The sequence below is a fragment of the Kitasatospora sp. NPDC001309 genome, assembly GCF_042896295.1.
Lineage (GTDB): Bacteria > Actinomycetota > Actinomycetes > Streptomycetales > Streptomycetaceae > Kitasatospora.
Window position 1 is genome coordinate 242,923 of the sequence record NZ_JBIAXC010000004.1, and the last position, 15,108, is coordinate 258,030.

14 protein-coding genes and 1 pseudogene are annotated in these 15,108 nt (G+C 73.5%); 9 read left to right on the plus strand and 6 right to left on the minus strand.

Going from position 1 to position 15,108, the window contains the following annotated elements; genetic code table 11:
• The first annotated feature begins 190 nt into the window (after positions 1 to 190).
• The 8 genes from ACFY2K_RS06415 to ACFY2K_RS06450 all read left to right on the plus strand — a co-directional run bounded on the left by ACFY2K_RS06415 (position 191) and on the right by ACFY2K_RS06450 (position 8,286).
• Complete coding sequence (locus tag ACFY2K_RS06415; RefSeq protein WP_387709903.1) at positions 191 to 778, plus strand: cysteine dioxygenase; 588 nt, start codon at positions 191 to 193, stop codon at positions 776 to 778.
• The gene (locus tag ACFY2K_RS06420; RefSeq protein WP_375890658.1) at positions 772 to 1,158 is read left to right on the plus strand and encodes a rhodanese-like domain-containing protein; all 387 of its coding nucleotides are present in this window, start codon (positions 772 to 774) and stop codon (positions 1,156 to 1,158) included. Before ACFY2K_RS06415 ends, ACFY2K_RS06420 begins: the two co-directional genes overlap by 7 nt.
• A 278-nt stretch (positions 1,159 to 1,436) precedes the next feature.
• Entirely contained in the window at positions 1,437 to 2,618 is a 1,182-nt protein-coding gene (locus tag ACFY2K_RS06425; RefSeq protein WP_387709905.1) for an ABC transporter ATP-binding protein, read from the plus strand.
• Positions 2,608 to 3,276 (plus strand): ABC transporter permease, encoded by a 669-nt coding sequence (locus tag ACFY2K_RS06430; RefSeq protein WP_375890662.1) that lies wholly within the window; start codon positions 2,608 to 2,610, stop codon positions 3,274 to 3,276. The genes ACFY2K_RS06425 and ACFY2K_RS06430 overlap by 11 nt, the downstream gene beginning before the upstream one ends.
• Positions 3,273 to 3,950 (plus strand): ABC transporter permease, encoded by a 678-nt coding sequence (locus ACFY2K_RS06435; protein WP_375890664.1) that lies wholly within the window; start codon positions 3,273 to 3,275, stop codon positions 3,948 to 3,950. Before ACFY2K_RS06430 ends, ACFY2K_RS06435 begins: the two co-directional genes overlap by 4 nt.
• Before the next feature lie 50 nt (positions 3,951 to 4,000).
• Positions 4,001 to 4,978 (plus strand): ABC transporter substrate-binding protein, encoded by a 978-nt coding sequence (locus ACFY2K_RS06440; RefSeq protein WP_387709908.1) that lies wholly within the window; start codon positions 4,001 to 4,003, stop codon positions 4,976 to 4,978.
• Positions 4,979 to 5,164: 186 nt separating this feature from the next.
• Entirely contained in the window at positions 5,165 to 5,737 is a 573-nt protein-coding gene (locus ACFY2K_RS06445; RefSeq protein ID WP_380520922.1) for a hypothetical protein, read from the plus strand.
• A 494-nt stretch (positions 5,738 to 6,231) separates the two neighbouring features.
• Positions 6,232 to 8,286, plus strand: a complete 2,055-nt coding sequence (locus ACFY2K_RS06450; protein WP_387709910.1) for a glycosyl hydrolase family 18 protein — start codon at positions 6,232 to 6,234, stop codon at positions 8,284 to 8,286.
• A gap of 111 nt (positions 8,287 to 8,397) precedes the next feature.
• Here the strand turns inward: ACFY2K_RS06450 and ACFY2K_RS06455 are convergent, their stop codons facing one another.
• The 6 genes and pseudogenes from ACFY2K_RS06455 to ACFY2K_RS06480 all read right to left on the minus strand — a co-directional run bounded on the left by ACFY2K_RS06455 (position 8,398) and on the right by ACFY2K_RS06480 (position 14,431).
• The gene (locus ACFY2K_RS06455; protein ID WP_380520918.1) at positions 8,398 to 9,714 is read right to left on the minus strand and encodes a multidrug effflux MFS transporter; all 1,317 of its coding nucleotides are present in this window, start codon (positions 9,712 to 9,714) and stop codon (positions 8,398 to 8,400) included.
• Between the two features lie 220 nt (positions 9,715 to 9,934).
• Positions 9,935 to 10,417 (minus strand): hypothetical protein, encoded by a 483-nt coding sequence (locus ACFY2K_RS06460; RefSeq protein WP_375890675.1) that lies wholly within the window; start codon positions 10,415 to 10,417, stop codon positions 9,935 to 9,937.
• Positions 10,418 to 10,936: 519 nt separating this feature from the next.
• A complete protein-coding gene (locus ACFY2K_RS06465; RefSeq protein ID WP_387709913.1) occupies positions 10,937 to 11,815 on the minus strand; it encodes an alkaline phosphatase family protein in 879 nt (292 codons plus the stop codon).
• Positions 11,816 to 11,988: 173 nt separating this feature from the next.
• A pseudogene (locus ACFY2K_RS06470) lies at positions 11,989 to 12,786 on the minus strand (ATP-grasp domain-containing protein).
• 5 nt (positions 12,787 to 12,791) lie between these two features.
• Positions 12,792 to 13,169 carry a hypothetical protein gene (locus tag ACFY2K_RS06475; RefSeq protein WP_387709915.1) on the minus strand — a complete coding sequence of 126 codons (378 nt, stop codon included), beginning with the start codon at positions 13,167 to 13,169 and terminating at the stop codon, positions 12,792 to 12,794.
• A gap of 74 nt (positions 13,170 to 13,243) precedes the next feature.
• Positions 13,244 to 14,431, minus strand: coding sequence for an acyl-CoA dehydrogenase family protein (locus ACFY2K_RS06480; RefSeq protein WP_387709917.1), 1,188 nt, complete (start codon positions 14,429 to 14,431; stop codon positions 13,244 to 13,246).
• Between the two features lie 89 nt (positions 14,432 to 14,520).
• Between ACFY2K_RS06480 and ACFY2K_RS06485 the strand changes: the two genes are divergently transcribed.
• A complete protein-coding gene (locus ACFY2K_RS06485; protein WP_387709918.1) occupies positions 14,521 to 15,060 on the plus strand; it encodes a GNAT family N-acetyltransferase in 540 nt (179 codons plus the stop codon).
• The last annotated feature ends 48 nt before the right edge of the window (positions 15,061 to 15,108 follow it).

A 15,108-nucleotide genomic window follows, 5' to 3' on the forward strand; every position in this document is an offset into this window, starting at 1 on the left:
TGTGACCACTGCCAGGACCCGCACCGCGCACCCGTACCCGCAGTCCTGAAACCCGCCCGCCCGGCGGCACCGCCCGTGCCGTGCCCGGCCGAGCACGGGCCGCTCCGCCGGCCCGCGGCCCGCAGCCCGCGGCCCCGCCGCCGGATCCGAGCGCCCCTCCCGACGTTCCCGCCGCACCCGAGGACGCCTCATGAGCCTGGACCTCGCAACCGAGACCCCGACCCGCCGCCCCGAGCAACCACCGGCCGCCGGCCCCGCCACGGGCGCCACCACCGCCCCGGTCACCGGCCCCGCTACCGGCCCCGCCGCCGACCCCGCACAGCCCCCGCTCAGCCCGAGCACGCTGCGGACCGTGGTCCGCGAGCTCGCCGAGCGGCCCGACCAGTGGATCCACCTGGTCCGGCTCTCCACCGAGGAGCGCTGGTACCAGCGGCTGGTCGCCGACGACGACCACGAGGTCTGGCTGATCAGCTGGCTGCCCGGCCAGTCGACCGGCTTCCACGACCACGGCGGTTCGCGCGGCGCGTTCACCGTCGCGCTCGGCGAGCTGGAGGAGCTGTCCCTCGGCGGCCCCGACCAGGGCCTGCTGATCCGCAGGGTCCCGGCCGGCACCGCCCGCGCCTTCGGCCCGGAGTACGTGCACGACGTGCGCAACACCGCCTCGGGCCCGGCGGTCACCCTGCACGCCTACTCGCCCCCGCTGAGCTCGATGGCGCACTACGACCTGCGGGCCGGCGGGCTCGTCCGCACCTCTGAGGAAGGACCGGAGCAATGGTGACCACGATCGACGACCTGGTGGAGCGGGCCCGCGAGGGCGTCCACCGCCCGCGCGCCCGGGAGGCGTACCAGGCCCAGCTGGACGGCGCGCTGCTGGTGGACATCCGTCCGGTGGCGCAGCGGGCCGCCGAGGGCGGGATCCCCGGCGCGCTGGTGATCGAGCGCAACGTGCTGGAGTGGCGGCTCGACCCTACGGGCAGTCACCGGATCCCCGAGGCCTCGGGCTACGACGTCGAGGTGATCGTGGTCTGCTCCGAGGGCTACGCCTCCAGTCTGGCCGCGGCCTCGCTGCGCGAGCTCGGGCTGCACCGGGCGACGGATCTCGACGGCGGTTTCGTCGGCTGGGCGGCGTCCGGGCTGCCGACCCGTCCGGGCGACTGAACCCGAGGTCACATGGGGTGTTCCCGGGCGGCTGAGCCCGGGTCACCTCCCGGGCCGGCGGGCCGCCGGGCCGGAAGTCACGCCACGTGCCGGGCGGTAAATCAGGGACAGGAGATGATGCAGGTCATAGTCTGATCAGAGTTTCCGCCGGTCCGAAGCTGGGCAGCCAGGCGGGCGGAAGAACGCCCGGGCGGTGCGACCGCCGCCAACCGAACGACCCGAAAGACCGACCGACACAGGCGCCGCCTCCCCGGGGCGCCCTGACGAGGAAACACTCCGTGATCAGATTCGAGGGCGCCGGCAAGCGCCACCCAGACGGCACCATCGCGGTCGAGGGACTGGACCTGGAAGTCCCGACCGGTCGGATAACCGTCCTGGTCGGGCCCTCCGGGTGCGGCAAGACCACCCTGCTGCGCATGGTCAACCGGATGGTCGAGCCCACCTCGGGCCGGGTGCTGCTGGACGGCACCGACGTCGCCGAACTGGAACCCGCCAAGCTGCGCCGAGGCATCGGGTACGTGATCCAGCAGGCGGGGCTGTTCCCGCACCGCAAGGTGATCGACAACATCGCCACCGTCCCCTACCTGCTCGGCTGGGACCGCAAGAAGGCCCGGGCCCGGGCCGCCGAACTGCTCGAACTGGTCGGCCTCGCCCCCGAGACCGCCAAGCGCTACCCGTTCCAGCTCTCCGGCGGCCAGCAGCAGCGGGTCGGCGTGGCACGGGCGCTGGCCGCCGACCCGCCGGTCCTGCTGATGGACGAACCGTTCAGCGCCGTCGACCCGGTGGTGCGGGCCGGGCTCCAGGAGGAGCTGCTGCGCCTGCAGTCCGAGCTGCACAAGACCGTGCTGTTCGTCACCCACGACATCGAGGAGGCCGTGCGGCTCGGCGACCAGGTCGTGGTGCTGCGCGAGCACGGCCGGATCGCCCAGCTGGCCGACCCGCACACCCTGCTCACCGCCCCCGCGGACGACGGCGTGGCCGCCTTCCTCGGCCGCGACCGGGGCCTGCGCGGCCTGGGCCTGCGGCCCGCGAAGGCCGTCGAGCTCCGCCCGATCGAGGACGGACCCGGCCACGGGGGCTGGGAGTTGGCCCTGGACGACGAGCGCCGCCCGATCGGCTGGATCGACCGCGCCGCCGGTGCCACCGAGCTGCAGCCGGTCGCCGGCTACCGCCCGGACACCGACACCCTGCGCGCCGCCCTGGACGCCGCCGTACTCTCCCCCGCCGGGGTCGCGGTCGCGCTGGACGCCGACGGCCGGGCGGTCGGCACCGCGGGCCGGGAGGCCGTCCTGGCCGCGCTCACGCCGGTCGCCCCCACTCCGGCCCTCACGCCGGTCGCCCTCACCAAGGCGGACCCGGAGGTCCCGGCGAACGAAGCGGACGCGGCGGACGCGGCGGACGAAGCGCTCCCGCAGCCACCCGCGCAGACCCCGGCGGACGGAGCCGACGGTGGACGATGAACCGATCGTCCGCTGGTACTGGATCGGCGACCACGTCGGCTACCTCGGCAACCTGCTCGCCGACCACGCCGTGATCGCCCTGGTCCCGGTGCTCATCGGCCTGCTGCTGGCGGTCCCGCTCGGCCTGGCCTGCGCCCGCTTCCCCCGGCTGTACCAGCCGCTGTCCGCCGTCTTCAACATCGTCTACGCGCTGCCCTCGCTGGCCGTCTTCGTGGTGCTGATCCCGTACACCGGGCTCGCCACCCAGGCGACCGTGATGATCCCGCTCACCTTCTACGCCCTCGCCGTCCTGCTGCCGACCACGGTGGACGGGCTGCGCGCCGTCCCGGACTCCGTCCGGCAGGCCGCCACCGCGATGGGGTACGGGCCCTGGCACCGGCTGACCGCCGTCGAACTGCCCGCCGCCGTGCCGTACCTGATCGCCGGGCTGCGGGTCGCGGCGGTGTCCAGCATCTCGCTGGCCAGCGTCGGCGCGCTGATCGGCCGCGGTGGGCTGGGCTACCTGTTCATCGACGGCTTCCAGCGGACCTTCCCGACCCCGATCGTGGCCGGGATCGTCCTGATCGCCGTGCTGGCGCTGGCCGTCGACCTGCTGCTGGTGGCCGCCCGCCGGCTGCTCGCGCCGTGGGCCGTCCGGGAGCAGGGGGCGGGCTCGTGAACTGGCTGAACTGGCTGAACGACTTCTTCTCCGCCCCGGACCGCCGCAGCGGTCCGGACTCGATCGTGCACCGGGTTTCCGAGCACCTGCTGCTCTCCGGCGAGGCCCTGCTCTTCGCGGCGCTGCTGGCCGTCCCGCTCGGGCTGCTGATCGGCTACACCGGCCGCGGGGTCACGGTGGTCACCGCGCTGGCGGGGGCCGCCCGCGCCCTGCCGACCCTGGGCCTGGTCACGCTCGCGGTGCTGCTCGCCGGGGTCGGCGACACCGCCGTCCTGTTCCCGCTGGTCGCCCTGGCGGCGCCGCCGCTGCTGGTGGCGGCCGTCGAGGGGGTGCGCGGCACCGACCCGGACGTCCGGGACGCCGCGCGCGGGATCGGCCTCACCCACCCGCAGGTGCTGTTCCAGGTCTGCCTGCCCTCCGCCGCGCCGACCCTGCTGGCGGGCTTCCGGACCGCGACCGTCCAGGTGATCGCGACCGCCACGGTGGCCGCCTACGTCGGGCTGGGCGGCCTCGGCCGCTACGTCATCGACGGGCTGGCCACCCGGCAGTACGCGGTGACCGTGGGCGGCGCGCTGCTGGTGGTGCTGCTCGCGGTCGGCGCCCAACTGTTCTTCGCCCTGCTCGCCCGGTTCGCGCTCCCGCCCGGGGTGCGCGCCCAGCGCCGGACCCGCTGAGGCCCCTCCCTCTTCTCCCTCCCATCCGCTCCGGAAGGACAACTGTCACCATGTCGACATTCAAGGGAAGCCGCCGCGCCGTGCTCCTCGGCACTCTCGCCGCACTCGCCCTGGGCGCCACCGCCTGCGGCTCATCGGGCAGCGGCGACCCGCTCGGCGGCGGGTCGAGCGCCTCCGCCGGCGCCACGGCCTCCGGCAGCGGTGCCGCCTCGGGCGGGTCCGGCGGTACGGGCGGTTCCGGCGGGACCGTGGTGGTCGGCTCGGCGAACTTCCCCGAGAACGTGCTGCTCGGCTCGATCTACTCCCAGGCCCTCAAGGCCAAGGGCGTCAAGGTCCAGGAGAAGTTCAACATCGGCAGCCGCGAGGTGCTCTACGGGCAGCTGCAGAGCGGCAACCTGACCGTCCTGCCCGAGTACAACGGCGCGCTGCTCGCCTACCTGGACGCCAAGAACACCGCCGTCACCACCCCGGACGTGAACGCGGCGCTGACCAAGGCGCTGCCCGCCTCGCTGGCGATCCTCGACTCCTCCCCCGCGGAGGACAAGGACTCGCTCAGCGTCACCCAGGAGACCGCCGACAAGTACAGCCTCAAGAGCATCGCGGACCTCGCGGCCAAGGCCGGCGAGTTCACCATCGGCGGCCCGCCGGAGTTCAAGACCCGCCGCGAGCAGCAGTTCAAGGACGTCTACGGGCTGACCTTCAAGGAGTGGAAGCCAACCGCCGACACCACCGCGAACGCGCTCAAGGACGGCAACATCCAGGTCGGCAACGTGTTCACCACCGACCCGAAGATCGTCCAGTACAAGCTGGTGCCGCTGAGCGACCCGAAGAACGTCTTCGGCGCGCAGAACGTCACCCCGCTGATCAACAAGGCCGGCGTGGACGCCAACGCGACGGCGGCGCTCAACGCGGTGTCGGCCAAGCTCGACACCGCCGGGCTGACGGCGCTGATGAAGCGGGTCTCGGTCGACAAGGAGGACCCGTCGGCGGTGGCCAAGGACTGGCTGAAGAGCAACGGGCTCGGCTGACGGTCCGACCCGGTCCTGACCCGGCTGGACCCGGCTCGGCTCGACCTGGCCCGGCCCGGGGATCGACGGCAGCGGACGGCGGCGCGGAGGGTTTCCCTCCGGGGCCGCCGTTCGCCGTTCCCGGGCCGTTCGGGGCGGCCCCACGGGACCTTCCCTTCTACGCCGCGAACATGACAGTGTGGCGCCATGCGCACTCGTCTCCTCGCCGCCTCCCTCACGGCACTCGCCGCGGTGAGCCTCGCTGCCTGCTCCAGCTCCGGTTCGAGCTCGGGATCGGGCTCCGGCTCGAGCTCGGCCAAGGCCACCGTCGCGGCCGGCTCCCCCACCGTCGCCGCCACCGCTGACGCAACGGCCGACGCCACGGCCTCGACAGGCACCCCGGCACCCACCACGGCCGCGCCGTCCGCGCCCGCCGACCCGGGCTCCACGGCCGGCGCGGACGGCTCGGCCCCGGCCAAGCCCGCACCGCCGGCCGACGCCGGCCTGCCCGCCAAGCCGGACGCCGACCTGACCGGCAAGGTGGTCGCCGCACTGAACGCGATCGACCCGGCGATCGTCGGCGGCAAGCCCGACCAGGCGGTGGAACAGGCCCGCAAGCAGTGCCAGGCGCTGTACCAGTTCCCCAAGGACAAGGCGAAGCTGGCCCAACTGGCCGACCAGCACTTCACCTCGCCCGAGCACCCGCAGGGCTTCGGACCGGACACCGCCGCGAAGATCGACGACGCACTGCGCTCCACCCTCTGCCCCGCGGCGCGCTGACGCCGTCCACGCCGCCCCGCACCACCCCGAACCGCCCGGTGTCCTGAGCTCCGGGCAGCCGTGGCCGTGCCCCGCCCGCCGGGTGCGCGGCCATCGGCGTCCCCGCCCTTCGGCGGCCGGGGCCGTCCGCTGACGAACTGTTAGGTCTCTTGACAGACCAGTGGTCTAGTCCAAACATAAGCATGTCGATCCGACCGGGATGCACTGTGGGGGTGTGACCACCGGCGGCTGAGGCACTGCCCTGCCCTGCTCCGCTCCACCCCCGCTCCGTACGGCGTGCGCACCTTCGCACCACCTCCCGCACCACCTCCCGCCTCCACCCGAGGCGGTGGGCTCCGCACGCCCTTGTGTCCGCATCGAACGCCCCCTGCACCCGCCCCCGCACACCCGCCTCCGGCTCCGCACGTCCGCGCGGTCGACCCCACACGACCACCGGACGAGCCGTGGCCCGCACATCCCCAACGTCCTGCCCCACCACGTCTGTTGGAGAATCCATGCGTCTTCGCAGAACCCTCCGGGCCGCGCTGACGGCCTGCGTCACACTGGCCGCCTCGGCCGGTCTGGTCGCCGCCGGGACGGGCTCCGCCCAGGCCGCCACCCCGCTCCCCACCCGGGTCTTCGCGCCCTACTTCGAGTCCTGGACCGGTCAGAGCCCCGCCACCCTGGCCGCCCAGTCCGGCGCCAAGTACCTGACGATGGCCTTCCTCCAGGCCGCCACCAAGGGCTCCTGCACCCCGTACTGGAACGGCGACACCTCGAAGCCGGTGTCCTCCTCCACCTTCGGCGCCGACATCGCCACCATCCGCGCCAACGGCGGGGACGTGATCCCCTCCTTCGGCGGCTACACCGCCGACAACACCGGCACCGAACTGGCGGACAGCTGCACCGACGTCAACCAGATCGCGACCGCCTACGAGAACCTGATCACCACCTACGACATCAGCCGGATCGACCTCGACATCGAGGACAACTCGCTGACCAACACGGCCGGCATCGACCGCCGCAACAAGGCGATCAAGGTCGTGCAGGACTGGGCCGCCGCCAACGGGCGCAGCATCCAGTTCTCCTACACGCTGCCGACCACCACCGGCGGGCTGGCCGACAACGGCCTCGCGGTACTGCGCAACGCCGTCAGCAACAAGGCGCGGATCGACGTCGTCAACATGATGACCTTCGACTACTACGACAACGCCACCCACGACATGGCGGCGGACACCCAGACCTCGGCGCAGGGCCTGTACAACCAGCTGGCCCAGCTCTACCCGACCAAGTCCCCCACCCAGCTGTGGGGTTCGATCGGGATCACCGAGATGCCCGGCATCGACGACTTCGGCGCCGCCGAGACCTTCACGGTCGCCAACGCCACCACCGTGTACAACTGGGCGGTGTCCAAGGGCATCAACACGCTGTCCTTCTGGGCGCTCCAGCGCGACAACGGCGGCTGCCCGGGCAAGGGCGGGGACGACTCCTGCTCCGGGATCAACCAGGGCACCTGGGACTTCACCCACATCTTCGCGCCCTTCACCAGCGGCTCGACGGTGACCAACGACTTCTCGGTCGCGGTGAACCCCAACTCCGCCACCGTAAAGGCTGGTTCGTCCGCCTCGGCGGCAATCGCGACAGCGGTCACGGCGGGCTCGGCGCAGAGCGTCAGCCTCTCGGTCAGCGGCGCCCCGACCGGCGTCACCGCCACCGTCACCCCCGGCAGCGTCACCGCCGGCAACAGCGCCACCCTGAACGTCACCACCACCTCGTCGGTGGTGCCCGGGAGTTACCCGCTGACGGTCACCGGCAGCGCGGCCTCCGGCAGCCACACCGGCGTCTTCACGCTGACCGTCACGGGCAACCAGCCGGGCAACGACTTCTCGGTCGCGGTGAACCCGAACTCCGGTACCGTCGCGGCCGGTTCGTCCGCCTCGGCGGCGATCGCCACGGCGGTCACGGCGGGCTCGGCGCAGAGCGTCAACCTCTCGGTCAGCGGCGCCCCGACCGGCGTCACCGCCACCGTCACCCCCGGCAGCGTCACCGCCGGCAACAGCGCCACCCTGAACATCGCCACCACCTCGGCCGCGGCGGCGGGCACCTACCCGCTGACCGTGACGGCCACCGCGCCCTCCGGCAGCCACACGGCGACCTACTCGCTGACCGTCACCGGCACGGCCCCGTCGACCGGCCTGGTCAACGGTGACCTGGAGACCGGCAAGGTGGCCCCCTGGACCTGCCAGAGCGGCGGCGGCATCGTGACCACGCCGGTCCACTCCGGCTCGTACGCGCTGCAGGCCGCGGCCTCCGCGAGCCAGACCGGCGACTGCACCCAGACCGTGACGCTCAAGCCCAACACCAGCTACACGCTGAGCGGTTGGGTGCAGGGCAACTACGCCTACCTGGGTGTCAGCGGTGGCGCCAACGCCAGCACCTGGACCATCTCCTCGGGCTGGACCAAGCTCTCCGTCCCCTTCACCACCGACGCCTCCGGCAGCGTCACGGTGTACCTGCACGGCTGGTACGGGCAGGGCAGCGTGTACGGGGACGACTTCTCGATCTCCTGAGCGACGGGCGGCAGACGGCAGCTGACAGCTGACAGCTGACAGCTGACAAGTAACAGATGACGGATAACAGCTGACAGATTTCAACATCTGTCAGCTGTTATCCGTTTGTTGTCATCTGTCCGGGCCTACTCGGGCCCGCTCAGACCCCTCCGCCCCCTCCCGCAGCTGCCCAGGCCGGCACAGCGTCGCGTACGTCGCCAGCGCCAGCACACCGCAGCCCAGCACCACCAGCGCCAGCAGGGTCGCCGACGGCCGCCCGCCGAGGCTGCTCAACGGCGCGACCACCGCGCCGCACAGGAAGTTGCCCGTCCCCAACAGCGCCGAGGCCGTCCCGGCCGCCTGCGGCTCCACCAGGCTCAGCGCCTGCGCCGCCGTGTTCGGCAGCACCACCCCGAGGCTGCCCATCAGCACGAACAGCGGCGGGCAGAACCCGGCCAGCCCGAAGTCCCACACCGCGGTCAGCAGCACCAGCGCCACCCCGGCCGCGACCGCCGTCCCGAGCCCGGCCAGCATCAGCGACCGCGCGGCGAAGCGCGGCGCCAGCACCCGCCCGTTCAGCTGGGTCATCACCACGATGGAGAGCGAGTTCAGCCCGAACAGCAGGCTGTAGGTCTGCGGCGACACCTGGTAGACGTGCTGGAGGACCGTCGAAGACCCGCTGATGTACCCGAACAGCGCGCCGAACGCCAGCGAGCTGGTCAACGCCAGCCCCAGGAAGGGCAGGTGGCGCAGCAGCCGCGCCATCGTGCGCAGCGTCGCGGCGACCCCACCGCCGTCCCGGGCCTGCGGCGGCAGGCTCTCGCGCAGCGCGCCGAACGCGGCCAGGGTGAGCAGCAGTCCGAGCGCCGTCAGCGCCCCGAAGGTGCCGCGCCAGGAGGTGAAGCGCATCAGCTGCGCCCCGATGATCGGGGCGAGGATCGGTGCCAGCCCGGAGATCAGCGCGATCGAGGCGAGGAAGCGCAGCATCGCCACGCCCTGGAAGCGGTCCCGGGCGACGGCCCTTCCGATGACCAGTCCGGCCGACCCGGCCGCGCCCTGGACGAAGCGGGCCGCGATCAGCACCGCCAGGTTCGGCGCGAACACGCACACCACGCTGGACAGGGTGTAGACGACCAGCCCGGCGAGCAGTGGCGGCCGGCGCCCGAAGCGGTCGCTGAGCGGCCCGAAGAGCAGTTGCCCGGCCGCCACCCCGACCATCGAGAAGGTGAGGGTGAGCTGGACGGCCGCCGGTTCGGCGACCAGGTCGTCGGCGATCGCGGGCAGGCCGGGCAGGTAGAGGTCGGTGGTGAGCGGGCCGAGCGCGGTGAGGCCGCCGAGGACGACGACGGTGGCCCGGCCGGCGGCTGCCGACCTGCCGGACGCCGGGGCCGGGGCTTGGGCTGGATCGGTCGACGTGTCGTCGGTGGGACCGACGGTCGGGCCGGGCATGGCTCTCCTAACGGACGCGGTGACGTGGGGTTCGTTCGCGATCCGTCCTATCGCAGCCCCTCGGACGCGTTGACGGCAGGGGTGCACCGGGACGGATCCGCCCACCGGCCGATCCACAGCACGCGCACGACGAAGGCCCGCCCGCACCTTCCGGTGCCCGGCGGGCCGTTCGTTCCCTGGTCAGGACGGCTGATCCGGGACCAGTGCCCGGTCAGCACCCTCAGTGCTTGGCGACGTGCTCGGCGCGAAGGGCCGCCTGCAGTGTCGCGCCGTCCTGCCACGCGTAGAGCTGGTTGCCGGTGAGCGTCACATTGTAGTGCCCGCAGGTGCCGATGGCCTTGGCCGCGATGCCCTCCGGGAACCAGCCCGCCTTGAGCGAGACCGGCACCGGGTGCGGCCCCTTGCCCGGCACCCCGGTGTTGCAGCCGGAGGGCAGCCGGCCCTCGGGGAGGGTGGCGCGCAGCAGCCGGTCGTCGCCGGTGGTGGACCTCAGGTACTTGACCGAGGAGGCGTTGTCGGGCAGCCAGGTCGGCATCGAGCGACGCTCGGCCTTGGCCTGCGAGCCGCTGTCGAACGCGGCCTGCTCCTGGTGGCGCCCGTCGTACCACTCGGACACCCGCGGGCCGATTGCCACCGCTGCCACGGCGACGGCCATGCCGGTGCCCGCGACTCCCAGCGCGACCTTGCTCACGATGCCCTTCATGCCTGGCTGCCCTCTCCGTGTGCGGTGCCGGTGCGTCCGGTGGGTCCGGTACGTCCGATGCTTGTGCTGCGTCCGTTGCCTGTGCTGCGTGCGGTGCCTGTACGACGCCCGGTGCCTGTACGACGTCCGGTTCGGCCGGGACCGTCGCCGGCCCGTCCGTGACCCGTCCGAGCTGAACGGTCCGCCGTCCGGGTGTATCCATGGTGGCGCGGGCCGACCTTCCGGATCGTCACCACCAGGTCGCGAGCTTGCATCCAACCCACGGGGTACCGTCTCCACCTTCAGGCGTATGTCCGTGGGGCCGACCCCGGAGGTAGGTGCCGCTCCGGCGCTCGGGCTGCCACGCCGGGCCCGGGTACGTCCCGGGCCCCGATCGAGCCTGACCCAGGCGGGGCGCCGCCGCAGCCCGGTGTGCTGCACCCGGGGCACCGGCCCGTGGCGGACCGGGCGCACGGCGGGCCGGAGCCAGGGCTGGACCGGGGCTGGGACTGGGGGCGGGACTGGGAACGGGGCGCCGGGTCAGGCGGTCGCGGGGACCGGCCGGGCGATGGGGAAGGGGCGGCCGTCGAGGGTCCAGTGCGGGTCGATCGGGCGCAGCAGCGAGGCGTACACCTGGGCGGCGACGTCGGGGTGGCGGATCTCGCCGGCGGGCGGGCCGGCCGGGATGTCGTGCCCGGCGCAGGCGACCCAGGCGGTCCGCTCCTCGACGGTGCGGCCGCCGTGGCCGCCGGCGTCGACGTGCCCGTGGTCGGTGACCACGATGACGGTCCACTGCTCCTGCGGATAGCCCTCCCGGCCGCGGACGGCGTCGAGCAGGCGGCCGAGGCGCTCGTCGGCGGTGCGCATCGAGGCGCGGTACTCCTCGCCGCAGCCGAGGAAGTGGGCGGTCTCGTCCACGGCGCCCAGGTAGACGAAGGAGGCCTCGGGGTCGGCGGTGCCCAGGACGTGGACGGCTTCCCGGGTGACCTCCTCGTCGACGGCCTCCCAGGCCTCGGGGGTGTCCTCGGCGGGGGCCACGTAGGAGAGCCGGCCGGGGGCGCGGAACAGCGGGCCGCCGGACTCGTTGATCATCAGCGGGTCCCAGCCGGCCGCGACGAAGGTGCGGCGGCGGTCGCCGCGGTTGAGGCGGGTGGCGAAGTCGGGGAAGACGTCCAGCCGGTTGCCGCCGAGGTGGTTGCCCCAGACGCCGTGCTTGGCGGGCTCGACGCCGGTCACGATGGTGGCCCAGCACGGTCCGGACATGGTCGGGGTGGAGTCCGCGACGGTGACCGGCACCAGGAACCCGGCCTCGGCGACCTCCTGGAGGCGCGGCATCGGCACCTGGGCGAGGTAGTCGTGGCGGACTCCGTCGATCCCGACCACGAGGACGCGGGGGCGGGGCCACTGGACTGCGGACATGGTGGGGCTTCCTTTCGGTCGTGCACACCCGGCCGCGCCCGCCGAGGGCGCCGCCGACCGCGCCATGCTTCACGGCCGGCCGTACCGGTCGGCGACGGGGTGCCGAACGGCGGGTGTCCGCGAGGTGTCGGGAGCGTCGGGAGCCTAGCGAGGTGTCGCGAGGTGTCGCGAGGTCAGCCCGCCGCCCGGACGAAGCGGCGGTCGGACTCCGCGAGGTCGGCGGCTGGCCCCGCCGCGCGCAGGACGACGTCCAGGACGCCGTCCGGGTCCGCGGCGTAGCAGTTCGCGAACCAGGGCAGGTTGGCCTCGACCACGGCCCAGTGCTCGACCGGGTCGTACGGGTCGGCGATCGGGCCGACGTCCAGCGCGACGGCGCTGGGCAGGGCGAGCGGCCCGGTGCCCCCGACGGCGTCGAGCAGGCGGCGGGCGAACGCGGTGGCCTAGGCGGTGAGCGGAGCCGGGTCGAGCCGGCCGAAGCGCGCGTAGCGGCTGCCGGTGCGCACCTGCCCGTCGAGCAGGAACAGCCGGTACTCGGCGGTGAAGGTCACCGGCTCGCTGACCAGGACGGAGGTGTCCGGGCCGATCCGCTCGCCGGTGCGGGGCAGCCGGGAGCCGTCCGGGTGGACGGCGGGCGGGAAGGACTTGTCGGCGGGCGGCTTGACGAAGGCGGGGTGGCGCAGCGTCCAGGCCTCGGCAAGGGTGGTGAGTTCGATCCGGCGGCGGGTGAACTCCTCGGGGAGGCGGGCGAGCCAGTCGTCCTCGGGTTCGAGCAGGGCGAGCCCGAGCGGCGCCGCGATCCGGGCGGCCGCGAGCGGCCCGCCGTACCAGTGGACGGGCCGTCCGGCGAGCCGCCCGACCGTGTCCGGCCCGGCCAGTACGGCGGTGGCCAGGCCCCGGCGGGCGGCGGCCCCGGTGAGCAGGCCGGTGGTGCCGGTCGGCTGGGCCGAGGTGAGCAGGACGGGCGCGCGCACGGCCGTCAGCCCTCCGGCCGGAACTCGTGGACGACCTCGATCCGGCCGACGATGTGCCGGTTGAACTCCTCCAACTCCTCGGCGGGCACCCAGAGTTCGAGGATCGTCCGGCCGCCGGCCCGCTGCACCGGGTAGCGGGCGAGGAAGTCCGTCTCCACCTCGAAGCGGGTGACGTAGCCGACGCCGGAGGCGGGCACGTTCCAGTCGCGGGCGATCCGGATCGCGTAGTCCTCGTTCAGCACGGGGTAGAAGATCGGCTGCTCGGGCAGCCGGGGCGGCCAGGCGCGCCGGTTGGCGGCCTCGACCAGGGCCAGCTCCTCCGGGCCGGTGGGGCGCCAGAGGGTGGTGGTCGGGGGCTGCTGCCGGGCGGGCTGACTGGTCATGGCGGGACGGTAGCCGGGCCGCGAAGGACCCGGCCACCGGTTATTCGCCGTTCGGGGCGGGGGGCGGCGGTCGGTCAGCGGTAGGCGGACTCGCCGGTGATGGCCTCGCCGAGGACCAGGGTGTGGATCTCGCTGGTGCCCTCGTAGGTGAGCACCGACTCCAGGTTGTTGGCGTGCCGCAGCACCGGGTACTCGGTGGTGATGCCGTTGGCGCCGAGGACGGTCCGGGCGCTACGGGCGATCTCCAGCGCGGTGCGCACGTTGTTGAGCTTGCCGAAGCTGACGTGCGGCGGGCGGGCCGCGCCCTCCTCCTTGAGCCGGCCGATCCGCAGGGCCACCAGGTACGCCTTCTCGACCTCCAGCATCATCTCGACCAGCTTCTGCTGGGTCAGCTGGAAGCCGGCGATCGGGCGGTCGAACTGGATCCGGCTCTTCGCGTAGTCCAGCGCGGCGGTGTAGCAGTCGCGGGCGGCGCCTACGGTGCCCCAGAGGATGCCGTAGCGGGCCTCGTTGAGGGAGGAGAGCGGGCCGCGCAGGCCGGTGACGCCGGGCAGCACGGCGTCGGCGGGCAGCACGACCTCGTCGAAGGCCAGCTCGCTGGTGACGGAGGCGCGCAGGGAGAGCTTGCCGTGCACGTCGGTCGCGGTCAGGCCACGGGTGCCGCGCTCGACCAGGAAGCCGCGCACGCCCTCCTCGGTCTGCGCCCAGACCACGGCGACGTCGGAGATGCTGCCGTTGGTGATCCACATCTTGCTGCCGGACAGCACCCAGTCGCCGCCCTTGCCGCCCTTGCGGACCGCCCGGGTGCGCATGTTCGCCGGGTCCGAGCCGAAGTCGGGCTCGGTGAGGCCGAAGCAGCCGATCAGCTCACCGGCCGCCATCCCGGGCAGCCAGCGCTGCTTCTGCTCCTCCGAGCCGAAGGCGTGGATCGAGCGCATCGCCAGCGAGCCCTGGACCGAGACGAAGCTGCGCAGCCCCGAGTCGGCCGCCTCCAGCTCCATGCACGCGACCCCGTACGCCACGGCGTCGGCGCCCGCGCAGCCGTAGCCGTCGAGGTGCATGCCGAGCACGCCCAGCGCGCCGAGTTCGGGGGCGAGTTCGCGGGCCGGGAAGACACCGCGCTCGAACCAGTCGCCGATGTGCGGGCGGATCCGCTCCTCGGTGAACCGGCGGACGGTGTCACGGACCAGCCGCTCCTCGTCGGTGAGGAGGTCGCCGACCGCGAGCAGGTCGGCCGGGTCGATCCGGGTCGGCTTCGGCATGGAAGCTCCTTGTAGTCTCGGCGGGACATCGGCGAGTATTCCGCAACCCGCCCGGTCAGGGACCGACGGGAGCGAGTGAGGAAGGCGACATGTCCGGCACGGCGTACGTGCTCGACGAGGTGACGGCCGAGGAACTGGACGGCTCGGTGGCCGAGTTCGCCGGGCTGCTGACGGCGACCGTCCACGACGGTGCCTCGGTCGGCTTCCTCGCCCCGCTGGAGCCGGACGAGTCCGCGGCGTGGTGGCGGGCACTGGTCCCCGAGCTCGCGGCCGGACGGCTGGTGCTGTGGACCGCCCGGGCGGCGGCCGACGGGCGGCTCGCCGGGACGGTGCAGCTGCGGCCGGCCACGACGGCGAACGGGCGGCACCGGGGCGAGGTGGCCAAGCTGATGGTGCACCCGGCGGACCGCGGGCAGCGGCTGGCCGGGCGGCTGCTGGCGGCGCTGGAGGAGCGGGCGGCTCGGTCGGGGATCCGGCTGCTGGTGCTGGACACCGAGACGGGCAGCCCGGCCGAGCGGATGTACGAGGCGGCGGGCTGGACCCGGGTCGGCTCGGTGCCCGACTACGCGGCCGACACGACCGGCGTGCTGCACCCGACGACCATCTTCTTCAAGTCGCTGGTGCGCTGACGGGAACGGCCGGGCCGAACGCGAACGGCCGGTACGGAACACGGAAGG